This is a genomic window from Gordonia sp. CPCC 206044, from assembly GCF_048537895.1.
Classification (GTDB): Bacteria; Actinomycetota; Actinomycetes; order Mycobacteriales; family Mycobacteriaceae; genus Gordonia.
This window is the reverse complement of record NZ_JBCLVL010000016.1, coordinates 1-25,548: the sequence shown is the minus strand read 5'-3', so window position 1 is coordinate 25,548 and position 25,548 is coordinate 1. Positions and strand designations below refer to the sequence as shown.

The window sequence follows — 25,548 nt, the reverse complement described above, 5'->3', positions numbered from 1 at the left end:
CATCCGGGGCCGGCGAGGACGATCGATCACGAAGACCATTGTCACCGCCGCGCGTCCGATCCCGGTGAACGAAACGCGCCCCGCAGGCGACCGCGATGCGCACCCGCCCGGAACTCGGCGGCGAGGTCGAGAGCCGCACGGGCGACGGTCGCCGCGGCATCACGGTGGCCGGTGCCGGTTGCCGCCGCCGACATCGCCGCGAGCCGGTCGGGGTCGCCGAGCAGTGCGGGCACCTCGCGGCTCACCCAGTCGACGGTGAGGTCGGCATCGTCGACCAGGAGGCCCCCGCCCGCCTCCACCACGGGCAGGGCGTTGAGGCGCTGCTCCCCGTTGCCGTGCGGGAGCGGGACGTACACCGCGGGCAGACCGGTCGCGGAAACCTCGGCCACCGTCATCGCGCCCGACCGGCAGATGACCAGGTCGGCTGCCGCGTATGCCAGATCCATCCGCTTGAGGTACCCGACCCCGCGGTAGGGCGGCGCTCCTTCGGGCGACCGGGGATCGATGGAGTTCTTGGGGCCGTACGCGTGCAGCACCCCGATGCCGGCCGCACCCAGGGCACCCGCGGCACCCGCGACCGCGTCGTTGAGCCGGCGCGCGCCCTGCGATCCGCCGAACACCAGCAGCGTCGGGGCCTCCTCGTCGAGGCCGAAATAGTGGCGGGCCTTGGCGCGCAGCGCGTCCCGATCGAGTTCGGCGATCACCCCGCGCACCGGGATGCCGACGACCTCGGCGTCGAGTCCCGAGCCGGCGACCGCGGCCATCACCCGATCGGCGACACGGGCGCCGACCTTGTTCGCGATGCCCGCACTCGCGTTGGCCTCGTGGATGACGATCGGCAGACGTCGACGTCCGCGTAGATGGGTCTGCGCGGCGACGTACGCGGGCAGCGAGACGTAGCCGCCGAATCCGATGACGACGTCGGCACCCACCGACGACAGCACCGAACGTGTCGCGGAGACCGCATGCAGCAGTCGCGCCGGGGTCTTGGCCAGCTCCAGGCCGGGTTTACGAGGCAGCGGGACCGGCGGGATCAGCTCCAGCGGATAACCGCGCTCGGGTACCAGGTCGGTCTCCAGGCCGCGGGTGGTGCCGAGTGCGGTGACCCGCGCGTCCGGATCGAGCCGCGTCACCGCATCGGCGACCGCGAGTGCCGGCTCGATGTGTCCGGCGGTGCCGCCACCGGCGACCACCACCGACAGCGGCCGATCCGACCGCGATCGGCCTCGCTCTGAACTCACTTGTGTGCCACTCCATCTCGCATCGACCAACGTCTGTCCGCGGATTGCCGGACCGGCCGTCGGTCAGCGCCGCGGCCGGGTGGGCGTCCGCCGCCCGGGCGCGCCGTCGCGCACGGGGTCACGCCCCGTCGAGCGAGTTGCACCCCAGCCGTACGCCCCTGTCGCACCCCGGTCGCCCCGGCGACCGGCCGTCCCGGAATACCCCGTACGGTAGTCGACCCGGATCGCGGACGTGCGAGGTGCCTGCCGGGCGGTCGCGGCGCGACGGCCCGTCGGCGGCGCGGACGGCGGCTCAGCCGCAGGCGACCGATGGCGCAACACCGCCCACCGCGGCACCTTGGCCGGTTGCGGGCGCCGCGGCGCCTGCGGTGCCCGGCCGCCGCGGCGGCCGTCGAGACGGTCTCGCAGTTGGTCGGCCCGCGACGGCCGATACGGCACCGGCGCAGGCAAGCGCAACCACCGGACGCCTCGGGACGGACCGGAGGTGCGCAGCGCCGCGACCGCCTCCGGCTCGTGACGTGCGGCGCTGGCGAGTAGTCCCAACATCGCCAGGATCGTCAGTGTGGATGTACCGCCGGCCGACAGCAGCGGCAGCTGGATGCCGGTGACGGGCAGCAGCCCGACGACGTAGCCGATGTTGATGAAGGCCTGCGCGGTGATCAGCACGGTGATCGTCGCGGTCATCAGGCGCAGGAACGGGTCCACCGATCGCGATGCGATCCGGAAACCGATGAATGCCAGCACCGCGAACAACACCACCACCAGCAGGCCGCCGATCAGCCCGAGTTCCTCACCGATGATGGCGAAGATGAAGTCGTTGTGCGCGTTGGGCAGGTAGTTCCACTTGGCCCGGCTCTGGCCGAGTCCCACGCCGAAGACGCCGCCGTTGGCCAACGCGTACGTCGCCTGCCGTGCCTGATACCCGGCGCCCTGCGGGTCGTCGATGCTGCCGAGGAAGCTCAGCACGCGCTGCGAACGGTAGCCCTCGACCAGCGCCAGCAGCACCGCGATCGCCACGCCGACACCCGCGAAGGTGAGGAACACCTTGATGGGCAGGCCGGCGAACCACAGCAGGGCACCGACGATGATCGCGATCGTGATCGTCGTGGACAGGTTGGGTTCCAGGATGATCAGCAGGCAGATGAGCAGGGCCACCGGGACCAGCGGGATGAGCAGTTCCTTGAGTGAGGCGTTGTCGCGACGTCTCGACGCCAGCAGATGTGCGCCCCACAGGCACAGTGCCACCTTCACCAGCTCCGACGGCTGCACCGACAATCCGCCGATGACGAACCATCGGCGGGCGCCCTGACTGAGCGTGCCGATCCCCGGGACGAGCACCAGCGCGAGCAGGATCGTGGTGATCACCATGAGCGGTGCGGCCATCCGACGCAGGAACCGCACCGGCAACCGGAGCATCGCGTAGAAGACCACCAGACCCAGCAGGGCGAAGATCATCTGGGTGGCGAACAGCCCGTAGGCGGACCCGTCCTTGGAATATCCCTCCACCGACGAGGCGGACAACACCATGACCAGCCCGAAGACGGTGAGCAGCAGGGTGATCGTGAGGATCAGGTGATAGGACGCGAGCGGTCGGGCCAGCAGGTTGCGAACGGCCTCGACGACCGCGGCAGGCCAGGAACCGCCCGCGGTGTCCGCGGTGCTGTCCTTTTTCCTCCCGGTCGCGTTCGTGTCGGTCCCCGTTGTCTTCTTGGGGGCCTCGCTCCGGGCGGCCATCAGTGTGATCCGCTCGGCTCGGCCGCGCCGGGCAGTGTTCGCGCCGCGGCGGCGAAGGCGTCACCTCGTCGTCCGTAACCGGCGAACATGTCGAGTGATGCGGCGGCGGGCGCGAGGAGAACCGCGTCGGGTCGGTCCGCTGCGCCACCGGCGAGATGCGCCGCGGCCGTGACCGCACGCCGCATGACGGACTCTGCGGTGGGGTCGACGCCGCCGCCGGCGCCGACGACCGGGTGGTCGAGCACCGGAAGTGTCGGCGTCAGCAGATCTGCCGGGAGGTCGGGCGTCGTGGTCGCGGGCTGAACTGTCACCCGCCCATCGTCCCCTGTGAATACTGTGACGGTTGGGACTTCTGGGGCGTGTCGCAGAATCGCATCGACGATCACATCGCGATCTCGACCGATGGCCACCACCCCGGCCAGGCGTGCGCGGTTGTCGCGGATCAGGTCGTCGACCTCGGCACCCTTCAGGAGCCCGCCTGCGATCAGCACCACCCGACGATGCCCGCGCACGGCCGCGTCCGCCGCATGCGGATTGGTGGCCTTGGAGTCGTCTATGTAATCGACATCGCCGACACGGACGACCACCTCGCCGCGGTGCGCGGCGGGCCGAAAGCCGCGCAGGGCGTCGCCGGCGACGATCGGGTCGACCCCGATCGACAACGCCAGCGCCGACGCCGCGAGCGCGTCGGCGACCCCCGACGGGCCGGGCGGGTGGATGACGTCCGCGTCGACGATGGGCCGTTCGACGTCGGTGAAGGCCCGATCGACGAGGACCCCGTCGACGACACCGAGGTCGCCGCGCTCCGGACGCCCCAGGGTGAAACCGATTCGTCGTCCGTTCACGGCCAGCCCGGCGGCCACCGGATCGTCGAGGCCGACGACGCAGATGTCGCCGTGCAACGCGATCGCCTTGGCGTCCGCGTACGCCGCGAACGAGCCGTGCCAGTCCAGGTGATCCTCGGCGATGTTGAGCACCACCCCGGCATCGGGCTGCACCGACGGCGCCCAATGCAACTGGAACGACGACAATTCCGCACACAGCACGTCGACCCGCGGGGTCTGGCGCATCGCGTCGAGCACCGGGAGACCGATGTTGCCGCAGGCCGCCGTGGACCGACCGGACCGTTCCACGATCTCGGTCAGCATCGAGGTGGTGGTCGTCTTGCCGTTGGTCCCGGTCACCACCAGCCAGGTGCGCGGCGCACCCAGCACTCCGGCCCGATCGAGTCGCCAGGCGAGTTCCACCTCACCCCACACCGGTAGCCCGGCCTCTGCGGCGTGCACGACGAGCGGGTGTGTGGGAGCGAAGCCCGGCGAGGTGACGACGAGATCGTAGGAGTCGGCCCACGCGTCATCGTCGAGGACGGTGGACATGGCCAGCGCCCGGGCTCCCTGGTCCACCAGTTCGTCGTCGACCGTCTCGTCGCCGAACCGGGTGTCGGCGACCGTCACCCGTGCCCCCACCGACAGCAGATACCGCGCGGCCGACCGGCCGGCCGTCCCTGCACCGGCCACGAGCACACCGGCGTCGGCGAGATCGGTGACATCCACCGCACGCCTCGGTCCGGTCGACGACTCAGCCACTGACGGTGAGGAATTCGCTGTAGAACAGGGACAGACCCAGCGCGCAGGCGATGGCGGTGAGCAGCCAGAACCTGATGATCACGGTGGTCTCCGCCCATCCCCCGAGTTCGAAGTGGTGATGGAAGGGAGCCATCCGGAAGACACGTCGGCCGGTGGTCCGGAAGAAGGCGATCTGGATGACGACCGAGACGATCTCGGCGACGAACAACGCGCCGATGACGACGGCGAGCAGTTCGGTGCGGGTGGTGATGGACAGGCCTGCGAGCATGCCGCCGAGCGCCAGCGATCCGGTGTCGCCCATGAAGATCTTGGCCGGCGCGGCATTCCACCACAGGAAGCCGAGGCACGCTCCGCCACCTGCCACGGCGATGAGTGCCAGATCCAGCGGATCGCGCACCACATAGCAGCCGGGGGTGATGTCGCCGGTGGCCTTGGGCCCGCCGGTGCAGGCGTTGCGGTACTGCCAGAAGGTCACCAACACGTAGGACCCGAGCACCATGGCCATCGAGCCCGCGGCGAGGCCGTCGAGGCCGTCGGTGAAGTTGACCGCGTTCGACCAGGCGGCGACGACGAGCCAGACGAAGATCACGAAGACCGCCGACCACATCGAGATCGCGTCGATGTCCCGGACATAGGACAGGTGTGTGCTCGCCGGCGTGTATCCGGCATCGTTGCGGAACTGCAGCACCAGCACACCGAAGAGGACCGCGGCGGCGAACTGCCCGATGGACTTGGCCGTCTTGTTGAGGCCCAGGTTGCGGTGCTTGCGGATCTTGATGATGTCGTCGAGGAACCCGACGGCCGCGAGTGCGGTCGCCAGGCCGAGCACCAGCAGACCCGAGGCGGTGGGGCCGGTGCCGTCGGTGAATGCACCGACGATATGGGCGCCGAAGTAGCCAGCCCACAATGCGACGAGAATCGCCACGCCGCCCATGGACGGGGTTCCGCGTTTGGTCTGATGGCTCTGCGGCCCCTCGACCCGGATCTCCTGCCCGAAACCCTGCCGGGTGAACAGTCGGATCAGGATCGGGGTGAGCAGGATCGACACCGCGAGTGCGATTCCACCCGCGATCAGGATCTGGGTCACCGTGTCATCCCCGCTCTGCTCTCCGCTTGTTCGATCACGCCGTCTGCTCGATCACGCTCGTCGCCCTCACTCGTCTGTTCTCGTCGCGTCGCCGGGTGCCCAGATCTCGGCCAGCGCGGCCACCACGGCGTCGGCGGCGGCGATCAACACCACGTCTCCCGCCGCCGGGCGCCAGTCGGGGTCGGACCCCAGCAGCGCTCGCGCCTCGTCGGCACTGCCGACCACCCTGGCCTCGTCACCCCAGGACCCTTCCATCACGGCCCCCTGGTGCAGCGCACGCACCACCCGCGAGTCGCCCACACACAAGGTCTTGTCCACCGCCAGGCGGACCGCCTGCCTGCCGATCCGGTCGTGCTCGACCGCCCGCTCGTTCTCCGAGAGCCCGTCGTCGGCGGCCAGCTCACCGATGATCGCCCAGGTCCTGGCCACACCATCGGTCGTCGCGGACCGGGCCACGGCCCCCGCCTCGGCCAGATCGCGCAGGAGCGCGCGCGTGTCGGCGATGCCCGCCGGGACAGGTGCGACGATCAACGTCGGTGCACTGCTCACGGCGTGTCCTCTCCACCTGACCGCACCCGCGGCCAGTTCCTCGATGGCCTCGGCGGCCACCACCCGATCGTCGAACGGATGCTTGACCCCGTCGATCTCCTGACCGGTCTCATGTCCCTTGCCGGCGATCAGGACGGTGTCACCGGGACGGGCCCAGGCGATCGCGGTCCGGATCGCTTCGGCCCGGTCGCCGATCTCGCGGACGTCGGCCTCGGATTCGGCGGCCAGCGCGCCGGCGAGCACCTCGGCACGGATGGTCGCCGGGTCCTCGGTGCGCGGGTTGTCGTCGGTGATCACGGTGAGCTCGGCGCCGCGGGCCGCGATGTCGCCCATCAGCGGCCGTTTACCGGTGTCCCGGTCACCACCGGCGCCGACGACGACGGCGATCCGACCACGCGTCTGTTCACGCAGGGTCGCGAGGACGGCCTCCAGCGCGCCGGGTTTGTGCGCATAGTCGACGAGGACGAGGAACTGCTGGCCACCGTCGACCCGCTCGAGCCGCCCGGGCACCGACACGCCTGCCATCGCGGCGACCGCGGCCGCGGTGCCGACGCCGGCGCCGGAGGACACGGCGATCGCGGTGAGCGCGTTGGCGACGTTGTAGCGCCCCGGCAACGGGACGGCCAGATCGTGCTGCCCGCCGCCGGGAGCGGTGATCGTCGCGTGCTGGACGCCGTTGTCGTCGACGCTCGACGGTCCGGCATGCCATTGGGCGGGAACGTCTCCGGTGGACACCGTCACGGGTGTCGTCTGGCGGTCGGATCGCGCGATCTGCACCATCCGACGACCCCACTCGTCATCGACGCAGATGACCGGGCGGACCGCCCGCGCCGAGGAGCCCGGCACGAACAGGCGTGCCTTGGCCTCGAAGTAGTCACGCATGGTCGGGTGGAAGTCGAGGTGGTCCTGCGAGAGGTTGGTGAACGCCCCGATGGCGAAGTGGGCCCCGTCGACGCGTCCGAGCGCGAGCGCGTGACTGGACACCTCCATGACCACCGTGTCGACGCCCCGTTCGAGCATGGTGGCCAGCATCGCCTGCAGCGTGGGCGCCTCGGGGGTGGTCAAGGTGCTCGGTTGCGCCACACCGTCGATCCGCGTCTGCACCGTGCCGATCAGCCCGACCGAATGGCCGGAGGCGAGCAACGCGGCCTCCACCATGTAGGCGGTCGTCGTCTTGCCGGAGGTCCCGGTGATGCCGATGAGCTTGAGCCGTTGCGACGGGTAGCCGTAGATACGCGCACTCACCGGGCCGAGCACGGCCCGCGGATTCGGATGTATCAGCACGGCCACCGCAACGTCGGCGTCGAGGGTGCGTGCGAGTTCGGCCCGTCCGGCTGGGTCGGTGAGGACCGCGGTCGCGCCTGCTGCGATGGCCTGATCGGCGAATCGGGCCCCGTGGGTACTCCGACCGGGCAGGGCGGCGAACAGATCGCCGGGAACCACGTCCTGCGCCCGCAACGTCACACCGGTCACCTCGGTGGTGGCGGCCACGGTGCCGACCAGGTCGACCCGAGCCCCGGTCGCCGTCGACAACACCGACACCGGTGTGGGTGCCACGTCGTCGGGACGTAATGAACCGGTCAGGGCCTTGGCCCGGCCACGGCGGTTCGACGCCATATGTCTCCCGCCTTCCTTGCTGGTCTCCATCGATCGGCGCTGGTCTCGTCGGTCACCCGGTGACCAAGGCGCGCCGGAACGCACTCACGATACCGTCAGTCACACCTCTGCCCGGTCCCCCGGGCGCGTCCGGGTCCGCCTCAGCGCGCCTCGAGGATCAACCGCGGCGTCGGGCGCGCCGAGAGCGGCACGCGGTCGCGCTGCAGCAGCCAGGAGCCGATGGTGGAGAACAGCGGTGCCGCCGACTGCCCGCCGGTCCCGTCGGAGCTGCGTTTCGGGCGGTCGAGCATGATCCCGATCACGTACCGCGGATTGTCGGCCGGTGCGATCCCGGCGAACGTGATGTTGTAGTTCGAGTTCGAGTAGCACCCGCAGCTCGGGTCGACCTGCTGGGCGGTGCCGGTCTTACCCGACGTCTGATAGCCCGCGATCGCGCCCTTGGAACCGGTACCCATCTGATAGCCCTCGGGATCGTCCTGAGTCACCGCACGGAACATGTCCCGCACCGACTTCGCGGTCTGCGGGCTGACCACCCGCACCCCGTCGGGTCGTGCCGCGACGTCCGGTTCGTGACCGTCACGCTGTTCGGAGGACATGATGCGCGGCGGCACCCGCACCCCGTCGTTGGCGATGGCCTGGTACATGCCGGTCATCTGCAGCAGGGTCATCGAAAGCCCCTGTCCGATGGGCAGGTTCGCGAAGGAGCCGCCCGACCACTGGCTCAGTGCAGGTACCTCACCGGCGCTCTCCGCGGGCAGGCCCACACCGGTGCGCTGCCCGAGTCCGAACTTGGCGACCATGTCCGCGAATCGCTTCTCGCCGACCTTGCGGGCCAGCATCAGGGTGCCCACGTTGGACGACTTCCCGAAGATCCCGGTGGTCGTGTAGGGCTCGACACCGTGCGACCACGCGTCGTTCACCGTCACCCCGGACATGTGGATGCTGCCCGGCACCTGATGTACCTCGGTGGGCGAGGTGACCCCGTACTCCAGGGCCGCTGCGGCCGTGATGATCTTGTTCACCGATCCGGGTTCGAACGGGGAGGTGACCGCCGGGTTGCCGAGATCGGCGTGGGGTTGATCTCCCAACGACTCCGAGGCGTTGAACGTGTTGTCGTTGGCCATCGCGAGCACCTCGCCGGTGTGTGCGTCGAGCACCACCGCCGACGCGGCGCGGGCACCGGAGGCGGCCTTCGCCGCCGCGACCTGGCTCTGCACGAACCACTGTGCGTCTGAATCGAGGGTCAGGCGAACCGATCCCCCGTTGATCGCCGGGTGAACATTGCGCGTGCTGCCCGGGATCATCGCACCGTCCGACCCGCGATCGTAAGTCTTGGAACCGTCGGTGCCGGCCAGCGTCGAATCCAGCGAGGCCTCCAGCCCGATGAGACCGTTGCCGTCGTAGTTGACGTCGCCGATGACGTTGGCGGCCAACGACCCTCCGGGATACAGGCGGATCGCCTGCGGATCGGCGCCGACCTCCGGGAACTCCTCGGTGATCTTGCCTGCGACCTCGGGACTCACCGACCGGGCCAGATAGACGAACGTGTCGTCGGTGCGGAGTTTGCCCAGCAGATCCTGCGCGCTGATCGACCCGCCGAGCGCCGACGACACGCCCTTGGCGATCTCCTCGAATCGCGCGTCGACGTCGGGCATTGCCGGGTCCTTGCGATGAGCTTCCTCGATCTCCTTGCGAACCGCCTTGGGCAGGAACGTCAACGAGCGCGCCTCGTCGGTGTAGGCCAGCGGACGGCCGTTGCGGTCGAGGATCGCACCGCGTTGGGCGGTGAGCACCTGGGTGTACTCGCGCTGTTGCGCCGCCTCGGCGGACAGCGACGGCGCCTCGACGGTGTGCACGATGATCATCCGGATCGCCACGGCCAGCACGGCGAGCACCACGATCGCCCCGGCGACGCGGCTACGGCCGAGAAATCCCTGCGGCCCGCGCGGTCCACCCGCACCTGCCGACGACCCGGATCCCCCGCGACCTCCTCGTCCGCCCTGTCCGCGTCCTGGTCCGGTCACGTCGAGGCGCTGGAAGACGGCACGTGTCATGGTTGCCAATTGTCCCGCCTGTCACCGGGATTCCGGTGAATTTGAGCCCGGCGCGTTCGGGTTCGCGGGCAACACGTTGGGCACCGGGGCCGGCCCGGGAGCGGGAGCCGGTGCCGTGGCCGTGGGAGCCGTGGGAGCCGCGGCGCCGGCGGTCGGGGCCGCCGGAGCAGTGGGTGCGGCAGGTGTGGCAGGTGTGGCAGGTGCGGTGGCCGCACCCGGCGCCGAAGATGGTTGCGCCGGTGTCGATTCCGCGGCAGTGCCCGGGAGCCCCTCCGAGTCGTCGACCTTCTTCGGATCGATCTCGTCCACCGGATCCGGTCCGGTGGGCGGGTTGATGGTGCGCAGCGCCTTGCCCTCGGCGGGCTCCGGATCGCCGACCACCCGCGGACGCCCGTTGTCGCCGACCACCATGCGTGCCGGGTTCTTGGCCGGGATCATGCCGAGTTTGGCGGCCTTGTCGGACAATTCGGGCGCCGAGTTACCCGATTCGTAGGTCTGCTTCAGCGAGTCACGCCGGTCGAGCAGCGTCTGGTTCTCCTGACGCGCGATGCCCAGGCGGTACGAATCGGCCGCAGCCTTTGTGGACAGCAGCAGGCTGAGTCCCAAACCGATGACCAACAGCGCGATGACGGGGACCACGAACGGGATCCGGGTGATCCGGTCGCGCAGCGAATCCGATCGGGCCGCGGCAGATGCGCTGCGCGTGGCGCGGACCGTCTCGCGCTGCGCCATCCGGCCGGACACGCGCTCGTCGCGCTCGAGTCGCTTGCGTCGCCGATCGATCGCCCGCTGCGCGGCGCGTGAACGCGTACGTTGGGGCGCCGTCGGAGTCCCGGCGGCAGCTTCGTCGATGTCGATGTCCTGCAACAGGGTCATGAGCGATCCTTCTCGTCGACGCGTTCGATCACCCGCACCCGCACGGGGGCGGAGCGCGGATTGTCGGAGAGTTCCCGGTCGTCCGGACGTTCGGCACCCCGCGTCACCAGACGGAAATCGGGTGCCGCGTCGGGCAGTTCGACCGGCAGGCCGGCGGGTGTGGTGTCGGTCACGCGAGTGGCGAACTCCCGCTTGATGATCCGGTCCTCCAGCGACTGGTAGCTCATCACCGCCACACGCCCGCCGACGCGCAACGCGGCCAACGCTGCCGGAATGGCACGACGCAGCGCGTCGAGTTCGTGATTGACCTCGATCCGCAGCGCCTGGAAAGTCCGCTTCGCCGGATGCCCACCGGTGCGCCGGGTCGCGGCCGGGATGGTGGCGTACAGCAACTCCACCAGTCGTGCGCTGGTGGTGAACGGTTCCCGCGCACGTTCGCGCAACACCGCCGACGCGATCTTGCCCGCGAATCTCTCCTCGCCGTACTCGGACAGGATGCGAGCCAGCTCACCGTGCGAGTAGGTGTTGAGAACATCTGCCGCGGTGAGAGGTTCGTCGGCGTTCATCCGCATGTCCAGCGGAGCGTCGACGGCATACGCGAAACCACGATCGGGTCGGTCGATTTGCATCGACGACACCCCGAGGTCGAAAAGCGCGGCATCGATGGTGATGACGCCGAGATCGTCGAGGACGTCGCCGATCTCGTCGAATCGCGCCTGCCGGAGGATGATCCGATCGCCGAACGATGCGAGGCGTTGCCCTGCGATGTCGAGTGCGGTGCGGTCGCGGTCGATACCGATGACCCGCACCTGCGGAAACGTGTTGAGGAACAGTTCGGAGTGACCTCCGGCCCCGAGCGTCGCATCGACGAGAACCGGTGCGGCCGTGTGTGTCCCGGCTGCCAGAGCCGGACCGAGGAGTTCGGTCATCCGGGCCGCCATCACGGGCACGTGACCGAACTCTCCCGACCGCCTACCGGCGGACGGGGCCGCGTCGGACTCCTCGTGATCTGCGTTCACCGACCTTCTCCTGGGACCGTTCTCGGATGAGGCGGGGTCCCGGCCCGAGCGTGCACCTGGCGTTGGGGAAGTACGCCAGGGTCACACCGGGCCGAGGCCTCGACCCACCCGAACCCCTGTTGATCTCTCCGTCGGGACATCGATCGCTAGAGCAACGAGTCCAGTGCCGCCGAGCCCGCGGTGGAGAAGCCCTCCTCGTGCTCGGACGAGTACTCGCTCCAGGCCGCTGCGTCCCAGATCTCGAGGTGGTCGAAACCGCCGATCACCACGCACTCCTTGGACAGGCCCGCGTAGTTCCGGTGGTCGGCCGACAGGGTGATGCGACCCTGTCCGTCGGGCCGCTGTTCATCGGTGCTCGCGAAGAGCACGCGCTGAAAGGCCCGCGCCTCGGGATCGTTCCGCGATGCCGCCATCGTCCGCTCGGCGATCGCATCGAACTCCTCGGCCCGATACACCGACAGGCTGCGGTCCTGGCCTCGTGTGACCATCACCCCTCCTGCCAACGCGTCACGAAACTTGGCGGGCAACGTGAGCCGCCCTTTGTCGTCCAGCTTGGGCGTGTAGGTACCGACAAATCGCACGGACATGTCGACACCTCCTGCCCTACTGGGTTCGACGTCCGGTCCGTCTCACCCAGTGCTGCCACAGTACCCCACTTTCCACCACTTTCCACCCCCAACACCCCACCGGCGCTCCACACGAACTGAAATCCGCAGGTCACGACAACAAATGACAGGGGGAGATTTCTTCGTCCGGCGCGTCGCACAGGCATCTCAAGTGTTGCCTCTGAGCTCTCAAGTGATCAAAGTGCCTGGTGAGCTGCCGCAAATGGCCGGGGTGGGGCGCTGTGGGGGATCCGGGTGGGGCGTTGTGGGGACGGCGGTGGTGGAAGGTGGGGCAGGCGCCCCCGGCGGCGCGTCGAGGCCGGAATCGGCGGATGCGCGCACGAAAAAGGCCGCACACCATATCGGTGTGCGGCCTTGGTCAAGCCTGCGATCCGGGCGCGTGGCCCGGCCCGTTCACTCCTGCTCGAAGCGACGGTTGAAACGTTCCTCCATGCGCTCGGAGAACCTGCGCTTGGGGGCACCTGCGCGGGACTCCTTGCCACCACGACCGTGTCCACGGTCGGACGGTCCGGATGACGACCCGGTGCCACCGCCCCACAGGGCGAGAAGACCCGCCCCGAACATGACCAGGAAACCGATCAGACTGATGATCGGGAACCCGCCCACACGGACGTCGACGATGAGTCCACCGACGAGGAGGACCAGACCCACGACGAAGATCGCGATCGCCTGCAGACGACGCCGGCCACTCGACCTCCCGAGGCGGCGACGCTTCACACTCGACGCGAACTTCGGGTCTTCGGCATACAGAGCGTTCTCGATCTGTTCGAGCATGCGCTGCTCGTGCTCCGAAAGAGGCACCGACCCTCCTAACTCACAACTCCACCGACCCGACCCCACACGACCCCTGCTGATCGTTGCGCACTGTCGACGCCGTTGCGCCGCTGTTGACGGCTCAAATCTCATGATACGAGGTGATTCATCCGGCGACCACCATTACCCGAGGTTGCGTCCAGAATGGCCTTTCATGCGGTCCGGTCGGGTCGCACGTTCTGGTGTGCGAGGCGCCCTTGCTCGTACGCGATCAGGACGTCTTCGACGGCATCGAGGAGTTCGATGACGCGGCGCCGCATCTGCGCCACGGTCCGCCCGTCCATCGTTCGTACGAGTCCGGACTCGATGTCGAGGCGAATGCGCGACCGTGCCGCGAAATACTCCGCATGCGGGGCCAGCTCGGGGACCACCACGGGCAGGCGATTCCAGGCGCTCCGCGAATGCCTCCGACGAACGGGCCGATTGGAGGGCTCGTGGATCTCCAACGCGGCGCCCGCACCGCGCAATGCGGTCAGGTAGTACTGACGGAACCGCTCGGCGGGATCATCGACACCGTCGGCGTTGTCGAACAGGATGTGTGCGCGGTCGAGCAGGTCACGACTACGGCGCACCACCACCGGATCGACCTCCGGAGCAGTCCGCGACGTCGAGTGCGTCCTGACCATCTCCCACCTCCCCGATCTACCTGGCCTTGTATCTGACAGCCGATTAGTACAACACCGGCCCGACAGCAAACGCTTCCCTCGTCTACCGTCGGGCCGGCGTCGATGTCGTCGGGGTGGGGACGAACAGCTTGCGGAGGCCGATTCATCGAACACCCGTTCGACATATTCAATATAGCTAGCGCGTCGGACACCTTCAAGACGAAATCCGACGCGGAGCCGAACGGGTGACATCAACCGGGCAGAACCGAACCGGGCCGAACAGAACCGGACAGGCCGGACCGGGCGCAGGCCCATCCGCGACGACGAGAGGACAGCGTTCGTTGACGATCCGCCTCGTCGAGCTGACCGGACAGGATGCCCGGGTGTGGCTCGAACCCGCACTCGACGTCTACGTGACCGCGATGAACTACCCGCGCGGCACCGAGGTGCACCGCGCCGCATTGTGGCGCGAGCACATCGGCAGGCCCGGATGGCGGGCCGTCGGCGCCATCGCGGCGGTCTCTGCGACACAGGCGCGGGCCCCGCACGTCGCGAGTCGACGCCTGTCGCGGCCGGTCGCGATCGGCGACGACGAACTGCTCGTCGGCATCGCCTACGGCTACCGCGGCGACCGCGACCAGTGGTGGAACCAGCAGCTGCGAACCGGACTGCGTCAGGCCGGTACCCCCCGCCGCGTCGTCGACGAGATCACCAGCGACTACTTCGAGCTCACCGAACTGCACGTGCACCCGTCGGTGCAGGGACGAGGCATCGGGCAATGGCTGCTCGGGAGACTGCTCGCCGAGCGTCCCGAGAGCAAGGTGCTGCTGTCCACTCCGGAGATCCCCGCCGAGGACAACCGGGCCTGGGCGCTCTACCGACGGCTGGGATTCTCCGACGTGTTGCGCCACTTCACGTTCACCGGCGATCCACGCCCGTTCGCCTTCCTCGGCCGTCCGCTGCCGCTCCCCGATCGCCCCGGGCCGGCGTAGATGCTCGACGCCGTCGTCGTCGGAGCCGGTCACAACGGACTGGTCGCAGCCGCGTACCTGGCCCGCGCCGGGCGATCGGTCCGAGTCCTCGAGCGTGACGCGATACCAGGTGGCGCCGTCTCGACCGTCGAACGCTTTCCCGGTTACCGGGTGGACCGAGGGTCGTCGGCACATCTGATGATCCGCCACTCCCCGATCCCCGATGAACTCGCACTCGCCGACCACGGACTGCGCTACCTCGACTGCGACCCGTGGGCGTTCAGCCCGGCCACCGACGACACCGCACCCATTGTCTTCCGCACCGACCTCGATGCCACCTGTGCGTCGATCGAACGGGCCGTCGGCAGTGCGGACGCCGAGGCCTATCGGCGATTCGTCGGCGTGTGGCGACCGCGGGCGCAGGCGGTGATGCGTGCCTTCTACGCACCCGCCACACCCGGGCGCTTCGCCACCGCGTTCACCGGGCTCACACACACCGCCGAGACCGCCCGGACCGGCCCGATCGGCAGGCGCACGGGCTCGATGTTGTCGCTCACCCAGGACCTGATGTCCTCGGGCGACGCCCTGCTCGACCGCTGGTTCGAGGCCGAACCGCTCAAGGCAGCGCTGGCCTGGTTCGGAGCACAGTCCGGACCTGCCATGGATGCGCCCGGGACCGCGCCCATGGTCGGCTTCGCCGCCCTCCAGCACGACATCCCGCCCGGTCGCGCGGTCGGCGGCAGCGGCGCCCTCACCGCGGCGTTGCTGAGTCGGATCGCGAGCGACGGCGGCGAGGTGCTGGTTGATCGCCCGGCCACCGCGATCACCCGCTGCGGCGACCACTGGCGCGTGCGCAGCGGCGACGAAGGGCACTGCGCCACCACCGTCATCGCGGCATGCCATGTCGTCACGACCCTGGGGCTGCTCGAGGCCGGTGGGCACGACCGGACCACGCTCGACCGCTGGCGTTCACACATCGTGATCGGCGATGGCATCGGCATGGCCGTACGTCTGGGCACCGACGCCCTGCCCGCCTACCGTGACCTGCCGTCGGATCTGCCCGCCCACGGCGTGCATTCGGCGCTGGGGCTGCTCGTGACCGACCGCGCGCAGCTGCGCCGGGCCCGTGCGGCGGCCGCGGTCGGCGAGCTGCCGGACCGGCCGGCGTGTGTCGCCATGAGCTATTCGGCGATCGACCCTACCCTGGCGCCGACCGACCGCCACCTGGTCAACGTGTGGGCGCAGTGGCATCCGTACCGTCTCTCCGGTGGCCGGACCTGGGCGCACGCCGGAGCGGATGCGGCAGCGGCGATCCGCGCCGAACTCGACCGGCACGCCCCCGGCTTCAGCGATCACATCGAGCACAGCCACGTGCAGACGCCCGACGACCTGGCCACCGAACTCGGCCTGCTGGGCGGAAACATCATGCACGTGGAGATGAGCATCGATCAGATGTTCTTCTGGCGGCCACACCCCGATCTGTCCGGACATCGGGTCCCCGGTGCCGACGGGCTCCTGCTGGCCGGCGCGTCCACCCATCCGGGCGGCGGTGTGACGGGTGCGAGCGGACGCATCGCCGCGCACCTCGCGCTCCGCGGCTGAACGGCGACCCGTCCGTCGCGATCCTGGTGCGTCGGCCCCGGTCACCGTGCGGTGTCTGGCACGATGTCCAACGTGCGTCCGTCATCCCGCTCGACCCGATTCCCGCGCTCGGCCCGTGCGCCTCGTTCACGGCACCGGTGGTCCGCGATGTTGATGCTGGTCTCCATCGTGGGCGCCGTTCCGCTGCTCTCGGGATGCCTGGAGCGCTCGACGACCGTCGGTGACCGCTATTCCGGATCGGTCATCGTGGCGACCTCGCCGGACAACCCGAGCGGCGTGCCCAAACCCGACGTCCCCGAGTCGATGGCCTCGCGGATCAGTCTGAGCGAGTACCACTACGACCCGGCCGCCGAGTCCGCCTCCCCGAGCGCGAGTGCCACACCCGGACAACCGGATCGCAGCGGCGCCGCGTCGAGCACCCCGGGCAACGGGGCACCGAGCACCGCAACAAGCGGTGGTGCGGCAGCGGCCCGGGTGGGTACGCGCGCGGTGTTCTCGGATCTGACCGCTGGGCAGTTCAATCAGCTCGGCACCATCGTGGCCGAGTCCTTCGGCGAGTCCGCGATGAGCATGGACCTCGCGTCGGCCCGCAGCGGCGGCGTCGTGCGCTTCCGCGGCTCGGCCGACCTGAGCGGCCTCACCGAACGCGACTACGTCCAGTTCACCGTCACCTTCGACGGCCCGGTCACCGCAACCTCGGGCGAACAGATCGGCGAGAACACCGTCCGGTGGACGCCCGAACCACGCAAGCCCGCCGACTTCACCGCCGACGCGACCTACCCGGATCCCGCCACCGCCGCGGTGAGCAGTTGGTCGTGGTTCCTCGCGCTCGTGTGCGTCGTCACCGTGCTGGCCGTGGGTCTACTGGCCTGGGCGGCGCGTGATCGCGGTCCCCGGCCGGGTCGCCCACGGCCCAGCCGGGACACCACCGCCGGTCGCGACGACGCCCCGACATCGGGCAATCCGACGACCGGGGCAGGCACGCCCCACTGAGTGCCGCGGCGACGGACTCAGGAAGACGCCGTCGCCGGCACCACCGATCCCACGTCCAGGCCGAGGCGTTCGAGCACCTCGGTGGTCGCCTTGGCGAAGTTGAGACTGCAGAAGTGCAGACACGGCACGCCCTCGGCGATCAGCCGTTCGGCCGACTCGGTGGCGAAGTCGATACCCACCGCGCGGACGGCGGCACGATCCTCTTCCGGGCCGTCACCGGCCGCGGCCGCGAACCGGGCCTGCACGTCGTCGGGGATCACCGACCCGGACAGTTCGGCCTGCCGTCGCACCGAGGCGAGCGACGTGACCGGCATGATGCCCGGGATGAGCGGCTTGGCGCCCTGCTCGGGATCGGCGGCGACCAGGCGATCACGCAACCGCAGGAAATGCTCGACGTCGAAGAACATCTGGGTGATTGAGTACTCCGCACCGGCGCGCAACTTGTTGACCAGTGCGCGGGTGTCGTGGTCCAGGTCGGGTGCACGATGGTGCCCCTCCGGGAACGACGCGACCCCGGTGTGGAAGTCGCCGAGCTCACCGATCAGCCGGACCAGTTCCTCCGCGTACTCGACGCCGTCGGGATGCTTGACCCACTCGCCGAGCGGATTTCCGGGCGGATCACCGCGCAGCGCGAGGAGGTTGGTGATCCCCTGGTCGGCGTAGGCACCGACGAGCGCACGCAGTTCGTCGATGCTGTGGTTGACGGCGGTCAGGTGCGCCACTGGCAACAGCGTCGTCTGCGCGGCCAGTTCACCGGTGATGCGGACGGTGCGGTCACGGGTGGTACCGCCCGCACCGTAGGTCATCGAGACGAAGGCGGGTCCCAGACGCTCGAAGGTCCGGACCGCTCGCCAGAGTCTGGCCTCGGCCTCGGCGTCCTTGGGCGGGAAGAACTCGACCGAGAACGGCACCGGGCCGCGATGCGGCGCGGACAGTCGGTCGACGATCGACGGAGCCGGGGTTGGAGATGAGGTCACCTTGACAGTGTACGGATCACACCCACCGCAGCCGTCGGCGCCGTCGCGGCCCTCGTTAGCCTGGCAGGATGACCTCCGCGCTGCCCATCCCCGCCACCCTGGACGCGGTTCCCGCCGCCGTCGAGTCCGCTCTCGCAGCGTTCTTCGACGACGCCGTCCCCGCGGCCGCCCGCATCGACGCGCGGGTGGGGGCCGCCGCCGAGGTGCTGCGTGAGTTCGTGCTGCAGGGCGGCAAGCGCGTGCGTCCGTCGTTCGCCTACGCGGGATGGCTGGCCGGGTCGTCGTCGGCCGATCGGACGGTGGCCACCGACGACACCGACGCGCCCGATGCGGCAGACGCGTTGCGGGTGGCCGCGTCGCTGGAGCTGGTGCAGGCGTGCGCCCTCGTCCACGACGACATCATCGATCGTTCCGACACCCGGCGTGGACGGGCCACGGTGCACCGGATCTTCGAGCACCGCCACCGCGACGACGGTTGGGCAGGCGACCCCGGGCATCACGGGACGGCGGCGGCGATCCTGGTCGGCGACCTCGCGTTGGCCTGGGCAGACGACATGGTGCACGGTCATCGGCCGGGATCCGACTCCGCACACACGCCACCGCCACGCCCGTTGCCGGCACCGGTGGGCGGTGTGTGGGCGTCGATGCGCACCGAGGTCCTCGGCGGCCAGTACCTCGACATCGTCAACGAGGCATCCGGCGACGAGTCGATCGAATCCGCCTACCGCGTCATGCAATTCAAGACGGCCGCCTACACGGTGGCTCGTCCCCTGGAGCTGGGTGCCACGCTGGCGGGTGCACCCGCGGGGCTCGTGGACGACCTGCGCTCGGTCGGCCACGACCTGGGTATCGCATTCCAACTCCGCGACGATCTGCTCGGCGTCTTCGGCGATCCCGAACGCACCGGCAAGCCGTCCGGTGACGACCTCGTCGCGGGCAAACGGACCGCGCTGGTGGCCGAAGGTCTGGCCCGCGCCGCCGAGCACGACGACGCTTCGGCACAGCGACTCCGCGAGAGCATCGGACGTCCCCTGAGCGACGACGAATTGCGCACGGCCCGAGAGATCCTGACCCAGGTCGGCGCCGTCGGGGAAATCGAACAGCAGATCTCCGCACTCCTCGATTCGGCACTGACGACCCTGCGCCGCGCGGATCTCACCGAACCGGTGCGCGACGAACTGACCGCCTTCGCCCGGCGCATCGCGCACCGCACGACGTGAACACCACCAGGACGTCGCGTCCCGCACGGGTGGTGGTCATCGGCGCGGGACTGTCCGGACTGTCGGCGGCGGCGACACTGACCGGCGCCGGACACGACGTGACCGTGATCGACGCCGCAGGCGCTCCCGGCGGTCTGGTCCGCACCGAGACGCTGACCGACCCGGACACCGGTGAGGCATACCGGTTCGACACCGGCGCAACGGTTCTCACCATGCCCGAACTGATCGACGACGCACTGACCGCACTCGGCGTGCCGCCCGTCGAGACCCGGCAGCGACTGCGGCTCGTCGATGTCGATCCGTCGTACGTCGCACGTTTCGCCGACGGCACCGACCTCACGGTGGCGCGCGGAACCGAACAGCTCGTGTCCGCTGTGACCGCCGGCTTCGGCGCCGAGGCCGGACGCGGTGTCCGCGATCTCACCGACTGGCTCGCCCGGCTCCACGCCGCCGAGTTCGACCGGTTCATCGACCACAACTTCGCCCGGCCCACCGATCTGCTCAATCGCCGCACCCTGCGCGCGACCGCGGAGCTGATCGCGATGGGCGCAACCCGACGGCTCACGCCCGCGGTGGCCCGCCATGTGAAAGACGAGCGCCTACAACGGGTTTTCACCTTCCAGTCGCTCTACGCCGGTGTACCACCGCACCGCGCGGCGGCGATCTACGGCGTCATCGCCCACATGGACATCGGTCTTGGCGTCTCGTATCCGCTCGGCGGGATGGGCCGGATCGGCACGGTGATGATCGATGCACTGGGCGCGGCGGGCGCCACCGTCGCACTGTCCACGCGGGCGGCCGCGATCCACCGGGACGGTCACACCGTCACCGGGGTCACACTCGCCGACGGTGAGGTGCTGCCCGCCGACGCGGTGATCGCCGCCACGCCGATCGCCACCGTCTCCGGTCTGCTGGGCTCTCGCCGAGGCGGTCGACGGGTCCGACATTCACCGAGTGCCTTCGTCATCCACGGGGTCATCGACCGTGCGGTGTCGCAGACCTGGCCCGGCCACCACCACACCGTCGACTTCGGCGCGGCCTGGGCGGAGACCTTCGACGATCTCACCCGCTTCCCCGGCCGGCCAATGCGCGATCCGTCGTTCCTGATCACCCGGCCCGAGTTCACCGACCCGACACCGGGTTCGCGCGAGGTGATCTCGATCCTGGCACCGTGTCCCAATCTTGCTGTGGCAGATCTGCCCTGGACAGCCCTGACCGACGGGTACATGGCCGAATGCCTGCACACCCTCGCGGGTCGCGGCTATCACGGCATCGACGGGTTGCGGGTACTGCGGGTGGATCATCCGGGCACCTGGGCGGCAGGGGGTCTGCCCGACGGCACCCCGTTCGGCGCGGCCCACACCATCGGTCAGACCGGACCGTTACGGACGCCCAACCGTTGGCCGGGACTGTCGAACCTCTTCGTCGCGGGCTCGGCGACGATCCCCGGTGTCGGCATCCCGCCGGTGCTGGTGTCGGGACGACTCGCCGCGGCACGTGTCGCCGAGGCCCTGGCGTCGGGTCGTGTCCACCGTAGGATCGGGCGATGAGCACGACCCGGCCCGGGATGGCCGAGATCGTCCTCGGCACCATCGGCGCCGCGCTGGTGTGCGTCGGGAGCTTCGGTGTCGGCGACATCGCCCGCAACAACACCGTCGCCCAGGATCTCGGGTTGTCGGCGATCACCTATGGGCACGGAAAAACGTTGTTCGGCACCGTGTTCTGGCTGGGTGTCGCGATCATGGTGATCGCGTGGGTGCGCCTCGGACGGGTCATCGGGGTCGGTGCACCGCGAACGCACGACCCTGACGCGGAACCGTCGGTGCGCCTCCTGCGCTACGGCATCCTCGCCTGGGCGGCGCCGTTGGCACTCGCCGTTCCGGTGTACAGCCGCGATGTGTACGCCTATCTCGGGCAGGGCGCGGTGTTCGCGGCCGGGTTCGACCCCTACGCCGACGGCCCGGCCCATCACCCCGGTCCGCTGGTGGACAGCATGGCGCAGGTGTGGGCGTCGACAACGGCCCCGTACGGCCCTCTGTTTGTCGGTCTGACACGCGCGGTGGTCGCCGTCACCGGCGAGAACCCCATCGCGGGGGTGTATGCGGTCCGGCTGGTGCTGCTGCCGGGATTGTTGTTGGCGCTCTGGGCCATTCCCCGGCTGGCCAAGCATTTTTCGGCGTCCGGACAGGCCGGGCTGTGGCTCGCGGTGGCCAACCCGATGGTGCTCATCCATCTGGTCGCGGGCAGCCACGTCGAACTGCTGATGATGGGCGTGCTGGTCAGTGGGGTCACGCTGGTCGTCAGCGGTCGCCACACCGCCGGGCTGCTGACACTCGGCCTGGCCGTCTCGATCAAGGTCACCGCGGGCATCGCGATCCCGTTCGTGGTGTGGATCTGGTTGTCGCACATCCGCGATCGACGCCCAGTTCGCCCTCGTGACGTCGTGGGTGTGTTCGCCGCCGTCGTCGGGATCACCGTCGCCGTCTTCGCCGTCTGCACCGCGGCACTGGGATTGGGCCTGGGCTGGCTGACCGGGCTCGGCTGGGCCGACCGCATCATCAACTGGTTCACCCTCCCGACGCTGGCCGGGCATCTGGTGACGCTGGTGGCCGCACCGTTCACCGCGCTCAATCTGCAGCCGGTACTGACCGTGACACGTGCGGTCGGCTCGGTGGTGCTCGCGATCGTGCTGGTCGCCCTGTGGTGGACGCATCGCCGCGACGAACGACGAGCGATGGCAGGCATGGTGTGGGCGATGCTCGCGGTTCTCGTGCTCGAGCCCTCCACGCTGCCGTGGTACTACACGTGGGTGCTGTGCCTCGCGGGAGCGTTCACGCTCGGCCCGCGCGTGTGTGCCGCGGTGGTGGGGGTCTCCACGTTCATGTTGATCGTCTTCCAGCCCGACGACTCGATCTTGTTCTACAAGCTGCCCGAGACCCTGCTGGCGGCCGCTCTGTCGGCGCTCGCCGCCGTGTCGCTGCTGTATCGGGATCCGCTGCGATCTCGCCGCGTCGTCGACTGGTTCCGGGGTGTGCCGGATGGCTGAGGATCGAGTGGCACGCGGCTACCGCGTGGCCCGAGATCTGACCGCCACCCACGGCCGGACGTACTTCGCGGCGACCTGCCTGCTGCCCCGCCCCCGACGGCGGGCGGTGTTCGCCCTGTACGGCTTCGCCCGCCTCGTCGACGATCTCGTCGATCTGCCCGACGACGATGACGCAGGCGGCGCGGCACGACAGATCGATCGGATCGAGGCCGCACTGTGGCAGGAACTCGACGACGATGTCGTCCCGCGCCTCCCACGCCCGGATACCGGGGACGACCTCACCGCGGTGCTGGCCGCGCTGCACGACACGGTCGATCGATTCGACATCCCCACCGAGACGTTCGGGGCGTTCCTCCGCTCGATGCGGATGGATGTCCCCGGTGGCCCGCTGTTTCGCAACCGGTACCGCAATTGGGCCGAACTCTCCGAGTACACCCATGGTTCGGCCGCGGTGATCGGGGTGCAATTGTTGCCGCTCCTCGGCGTGCCCGACGGCCGCGACGACCTCGCGGCGGGAGCACAGCTACTGGGCGAGGCATTCCAGCTCACCAACTTCTTGCGCGATGTGGCCGAGGATCTCGACCGTGACCGGATCTACCTCCCCACCGACGAACTCGCCGCATTCGGCGTCGACGAGGACCATCTGGTCCGCTGCCGTCGTGACCGTCGCGCGAGCGATCGGCTGCGCCGCGCGCTGGCCCACATGATCGCGGTCAACCGGGATCAGTACCGCCGCGCATGGCCGTCGATCATGATGCTGCCCAACCGGTCTCGTCCCGCGATCCTCTCGGCGGCGGCGATGTACGCGGGCATCCTCACCGAGATCGAGGACGACGGCTATCAGGTGATGGACCACCGCGCGGTGGTCGGGCCCCGACGACGGGTCGTCCTGGCGGCGCAGGCCGTGTGTGTCAGAAGGCCTGGGCCTGCGCTCGACGGATGACCTCCCGCGCCGAATGGGTGTGCAATGCCGCGGCCGGATACATCCCGAGGTCGTCCTGCATGGTGAACAACCACGTGAGCGCCTCGTCACGGGTGTAACCACCGTCGAGCAGGACGGCGACGAGCCCGATGAGGTGTTTGGCGATCCCCAGATCGTCGAAGAAAAGGGCCGGGATGGCCGGTTGTCCGTCACGGGACACCGCCAACAACTGGTTGTCGCGGATCAGGGTGCGGACACGGCTCGACGACACCCCCAGGCGATCGGCGGCCTCGTCGGTGGTCAAGGTCTCGAGGTCGGCTGGCAGAGCGACATGCGACAGCGGTAAGGAACCCACGTCGCCGAGAATACCGGCTCGGGCGGGCGACGCACTCCGGTTGTCCCCAGGACGGCGCGGCGACGACCAGCACCCGAGTCGATCCCCCGACCTCGCGGTCGCTGCCGGTAGATTCGGCGTCGTGAGACCGCCCGCCGACACCCTGCTGGGTTCCACCCTGGAGGACCGCTATCGGATCGATGCACCGATCGCGCGCGGCGGCATGTCCGCGGTCTATCTCGGCCTGGACCTGCGACTCGGGCGGGCGGTGGCCATCAAGGTCATGGACGCCCGTTACAGCGGTGATCCGCTGTTTCTGCGCCGCTTCGAGTTCGAGGCACGTGCCGTCGCCGGGCTCAAGCACCCCGGACTCGTCGCGGTATACGACCAGGGCATCGACGACGGCGTGGCGTTCTTGGTGATGGAACTCGTCCAGGGTGGCAGTCTGCGCGAGTTGCTGCGGGAGCGCGGTCCGATGCCACCGCATGCGGTCACCGCGGTCGCCGACCCGGTGCTCGGTGGGCTCGGGACCGCACACGCGGCGGGGCTCGTGCATCGGGACGTGAAGCCCGAGAACGTGCTCATCTCCGACGACGGCGAAGTGAAGGTCGCCGATTTCGGGCTCGTCCGCGCCGTCGCCGAGGCCGGGGTGACGTCGGCCAGTGTGATCCTCGGTACGGCGGCCTACCTGTCTCCCGAACAGGTCGACGCCGGCGACGCCGACGCGCGCAGCGACGTCTACTCGATGGGCGTGATGATGTTCGAACTCCTCACCGGCCGAACACCTTTCCACGGCGACACACCGTTGGCGCTGGCGTATCAGCGCCTCAGTTACGATGTGCCGGCACCCGGCGACGTGGTCGACGGCGTACCCGAGGAGTTCGACGAGATCGTCCTGCGCGCGACCGAGCGCAACCCGGCCGACCGTTATCGCGACGGATTCGACATGCGCGGGGCCTTGCTGGCCGCCGCCGACGATCTCGACCTACCACCGTTCACCGTTCCGGCACCGCGCCGGTCGGCCGAACGGGACACGATGGCCCGACTGCGCGGCGGTCCGGTCCCGCGACCCGACGGACCGCCCACCCACCACCAGACCCGCGTGCAGTCCCGGCCCGGTCCGGCCACCCCGACACCGGTCGACGTGGGCGCACCGGCTCTCCCCCCGCGCAACACCGCCGTCGCCGCCGACGACCCGATCGGGCCGCAGCAGTCCGCCGGACGTGCGCTTGCCTGGATTCTCCTGGTCTTGCTGATCGCGGCCACGCTCGCAGGCGTCGGCTGGTGGGTCGGAGCGACCTACCTTAGTTGAGTGGTCCGAGCGTCCGGTGACCTTCTGCCGCGCCTCTGCGGAACGTGGCCGCGAGGTGAACATATCAACAGACACACGGCTCACCCCACCGCCGGTCGAGTAGGAGCCGAGGCGCCCCACTTGCCGGTCGAGTAGGAGCCGAGGCGCCAGCCGAGGAACCGTATCGAGACCTGCGTTCCGGCAACAGATCTCGATACGCGGCCACGCTAGCGCTCGGACGCTACTCGATCAGCGCATACGGGGCTGACTCCACCGCCGGTCGAGTAGGCGCCGAGGCGCCCCACTTGCCGGTCGAGTAGGAGCCGAGGCGCCAGCCGAGGCACCGTATCGAGACCAACGCTCCGGCACCAGATCTCGATACGCG

20 protein-coding genes and 1 pseudogene are annotated in these 25,548 nt (G+C 69.5%); 8 read left to right on the top strand and 13 right to left on the bottom strand.

Going from position 1 to position 25,548, the window contains the following annotated elements; translation table 11 throughout:
* Window positions 1-41: 41 nt before the first annotated feature.
* The 11 genes and pseudogenes from murG to AAFP35_RS21475 form a co-directional block, all read right to left on the bottom strand.
* On the bottom strand, window positions 42-1,241 hold the full coding sequence (murG, locus tag AAFP35_RS21525) for an undecaprenyldiphospho-muramoylpentapeptide beta-N-acetylglucosaminyltransferase (RefSeq protein WP_419223696.1): 1,200 nt from the start codon (window positions 1,239-1,241) through the stop codon (window positions 42-44).
* A gap of 63 nt (window positions 1,242-1,304) precedes the next feature.
* Window positions 1,305-2,975 (bottom strand): putative lipid II flippase FtsW, encoded by a 1,671-nt coding sequence (gene ftsW / locus AAFP35_RS21520; RefSeq protein ID WP_419223695.1) that lies wholly within the window; start codon window positions 2,973-2,975, stop codon window positions 1,305-1,307.
* On the bottom strand, window positions 2,975-4,528 hold the full coding sequence (gene murD, locus AAFP35_RS21515) for a UDP-N-acetylmuramoyl-L-alanine--D-glutamate ligase (RefSeq protein ID WP_419223694.1): 1,554 nt from the start codon (window positions 4,526-4,528) through the stop codon (window positions 2,975-2,977). Before murD ends, ftsW begins: the two co-directional genes overlap by 1 nt.
* Before the next feature lie 25 nt (window positions 4,529-4,553).
* Window positions 4,554-5,648, bottom strand: a complete 1,095-nt coding sequence (gene mraY / locus AAFP35_RS21510; RefSeq protein ID WP_419223693.1) for a phospho-N-acetylmuramoyl-pentapeptide-transferase — start codon at window positions 5,646-5,648, stop codon at window positions 4,554-4,556.
* 576 nt (window positions 5,649-6,224) lie between these two features.
* A pseudogene (locus AAFP35_RS21505) lies at window positions 6,225-7,814 on the bottom strand (UDP-N-acetylmuramoyl-L-alanyl-D-glutamate--2,6-diaminopimelate ligase); the annotation flags it as partial.
* Window positions 7,815-7,954: 140 nt separating this feature from the next.
* Entirely contained in the window at window positions 7,955-9,868 is a 1,914-nt protein-coding gene (locus tag AAFP35_RS21500; protein ID WP_419223692.1) for a peptidoglycan D,D-transpeptidase FtsI family protein, read from the bottom strand.
* 21 nt (window positions 9,869-9,889) lie between these two features.
* Entirely contained in the window at window positions 9,890-10,744 is an 855-nt protein-coding gene (locus tag AAFP35_RS21495) for a hypothetical protein (protein ID WP_419223691.1), read from the bottom strand.
* Entirely contained in the window at window positions 10,741-11,685 is a 945-nt protein-coding gene (gene rsmH, locus AAFP35_RS21490) for a 16S rRNA (cytosine(1402)-N(4))-methyltransferase RsmH (RefSeq protein WP_419223788.1), read from the bottom strand. Before rsmH ends, AAFP35_RS21495 begins: the two co-directional genes overlap by 4 nt.
* Window positions 11,686-11,909: 224 nt before the next feature.
* Entirely contained in the window at window positions 11,910-12,350 is a 441-nt protein-coding gene (gene mraZ, locus AAFP35_RS21485; RefSeq protein WP_419223690.1) for a division/cell wall cluster transcriptional repressor MraZ, read from the bottom strand.
* Window positions 12,351-12,782: 432 nt separating this feature from the next.
* Window positions 12,783-13,190: a DUF3040 domain-containing protein gene (locus AAFP35_RS21480; RefSeq protein WP_419223689.1), complete on the bottom strand. Its 408-nt coding sequence runs from the start codon at window positions 13,188-13,190 to the stop codon at window positions 12,783-12,785.
* A gap of 164 nt (window positions 13,191-13,354) precedes the next feature.
* A complete protein-coding gene (locus AAFP35_RS21475; protein WP_419223688.1) occupies window positions 13,355-13,828 on the bottom strand; it encodes an SAV_6107 family HEPN domain-containing protein in 474 nt (157 codons plus the stop codon).
* A 320-nt stretch (window positions 13,829-14,148) separates the two neighbouring features.
* Here AAFP35_RS21475 and AAFP35_RS21470 point away from each other — a divergent pair, with 320 nt between their 5' ends.
* From AAFP35_RS21470 to AAFP35_RS21460, 3 genes are all read left to right on the top strand, one after another.
* Window positions 14,149-14,799 (top strand): GNAT family N-acetyltransferase, encoded by a 651-nt coding sequence (locus AAFP35_RS21470; protein WP_419223687.1) that lies wholly within the window; start codon window positions 14,149-14,151, stop codon window positions 14,797-14,799.
* Window positions 14,800-16,380, top strand: a complete 1,581-nt coding sequence (locus AAFP35_RS21465; protein WP_419223686.1) for a phytoene desaturase family protein — start codon at window positions 14,800-14,802, stop codon at window positions 16,378-16,380. It abuts the gene before it with no gap.
* A gap of 147 nt (window positions 16,381-16,527) precedes the next feature.
* On the top strand, window positions 16,528-17,373 hold the full coding sequence (locus AAFP35_RS21460) for an LppM family (lipo)protein (protein WP_419223685.1): 846 nt from the start codon (window positions 16,528-16,530) through the stop codon (window positions 17,371-17,373).
* Window positions 17,374-17,390: 17 nt separating this feature from the next.
* Here AAFP35_RS21460 and AAFP35_RS21455 read toward each other — a convergent pair whose 3' ends face one another.
* Window positions 17,391-18,350, bottom strand: coding sequence for a methylenetetrahydrofolate reductase (locus tag AAFP35_RS21455; RefSeq protein WP_419223684.1), 960 nt, complete (start codon window positions 18,348-18,350; stop codon window positions 17,391-17,393).
* Between the two features lie 68 nt (window positions 18,351-18,418).
* Between AAFP35_RS21455 and AAFP35_RS21450 the strand changes: the two genes are divergently transcribed.
* From AAFP35_RS21450 to AAFP35_RS21435, 4 genes are read left to right on the top strand one after another with little or no spacing between them, the layout of a single operon-like run.
* Window positions 18,419-19,570: a polyprenyl synthetase family protein gene (locus AAFP35_RS21450; protein ID WP_419223683.1), complete on the top strand. Its 1,152-nt coding sequence runs from the start codon at window positions 18,419-18,421 to the stop codon at window positions 19,568-19,570.
* A complete protein-coding gene (locus AAFP35_RS21445; protein WP_419223682.1) occupies window positions 19,567-21,120 on the top strand; it encodes a phytoene desaturase family protein in 1,554 nt (517 codons plus the stop codon). Before AAFP35_RS21450 ends, AAFP35_RS21445 begins: the two co-directional genes overlap by 4 nt.
* Window positions 21,117-22,616, top strand: a complete 1,500-nt coding sequence (locus AAFP35_RS21440) for an alpha-(1->6)-mannopyranosyltransferase A (RefSeq protein ID WP_419223681.1) — start codon at window positions 21,117-21,119, stop codon at window positions 22,614-22,616. The genes AAFP35_RS21445 and AAFP35_RS21440 overlap by 4 nt, the downstream gene beginning before the upstream one ends.
* Complete coding sequence (locus AAFP35_RS21435; RefSeq protein ID WP_419223680.1) at window positions 22,609-23,559, top strand: phytoene/squalene synthase family protein; 951 nt, start codon at window positions 22,609-22,611, stop codon at window positions 23,557-23,559. Before AAFP35_RS21440 ends, AAFP35_RS21435 begins: the two co-directional genes overlap by 8 nt.
* Here AAFP35_RS21435 and AAFP35_RS21430 read toward each other — a convergent pair.
* Window positions 23,528-23,893: an Rv2175c family DNA-binding protein gene (locus AAFP35_RS21430; RefSeq protein ID WP_419223679.1), complete on the bottom strand. Its 366-nt coding sequence runs from the start codon at window positions 23,891-23,893 to the stop codon at window positions 23,528-23,530. The genes AAFP35_RS21435 and AAFP35_RS21430 overlap by 32 nt on opposite strands.
* A gap of 121 nt (window positions 23,894-24,014) precedes the next feature.
* On the opposite strand from AAFP35_RS21430, the gene AAFP35_RS21425 reads away from it, so the two are divergent.
* On the top strand, window positions 24,015-25,184 hold the full coding sequence (locus tag AAFP35_RS21425; RefSeq protein WP_419223678.1) for a protein kinase domain-containing protein: 1,170 nt from the start codon (window positions 24,015-24,017) through the stop codon (window positions 25,182-25,184).
* Window positions 25,185-25,548 lie beyond the last annotated feature (364 nt).

What these genes read in the sequence shown, in the direction of transcription:
- ftsW (WP_419223695.1), bottom strand. Translation starts at nt 2,975, where the DNA reads ATGGCCGCCCGGAGCGAGGCCCCCAAGAAGACAACGGGGACCGACACG.
- AAFP35_RS21500 (WP_419223692.1), bottom strand. Translation starts at nt 9,868, where the DNA reads ATGACACGTGCCGTCTTCCAGCGCCTCGACGTGACCGGACCAGGACGC.
- AAFP35_RS21495 (WP_419223691.1), bottom strand. Translation starts at nt 10,744, where the DNA reads ATGACCCTGTTGCAGGACATCGACATCGACGAAGCTGCCGCCGGGACT.
- rsmH (WP_419223788.1), bottom strand. Translation starts at nt 11,685, where the DNA reads ATGGCGGCCCGGATGACCGAACTCCTCGGTCCGGCTCTGGCAGCCGGG.
- mraZ (WP_419223690.1), bottom strand. Translation starts at nt 12,350, where the DNA reads ATGTCCGTGCGATTTGTCGGTACCTACACGCCCAAGCTGGACGACAAA.
- AAFP35_RS21475 (WP_419223688.1), bottom strand. Translation starts at nt 13,828, where the DNA reads ATGGTCAGGACGCACTCGACGTCGCGGACTGCTCCGGAGGTCGATCCG.
- AAFP35_RS21465 (WP_419223686.1), top strand. Translation starts at nt 14,800, where the DNA reads ATGCTCGACGCCGTCGTCGTCGGAGCCGGTCACAACGGACTGGTCGCA.
- AAFP35_RS21460 (WP_419223685.1), top strand. Translation starts at nt 16,528, where the DNA reads ATGTTGATGCTGGTCTCCATCGTGGGCGCCGTTCCGCTGCTCTCGGGA.
- AAFP35_RS21450 (WP_419223683.1), top strand. Translation starts at nt 18,419, where the DNA reads ATGACCTCCGCGCTGCCCATCCCCGCCACCCTGGACGCGGTTCCCGCC.
- AAFP35_RS21440 (WP_419223681.1), top strand. Translation starts at nt 21,117, where the DNA reads ATGAGCACGACCCGGCCCGGGATGGCCGAGATCGTCCTCGGCACCATC.
- AAFP35_RS21435 (WP_419223680.1), top strand. Translation starts at nt 22,609, where the DNA reads ATGGCTGAGGATCGAGTGGCACGCGGCTACCGCGTGGCCCGAGATCTG.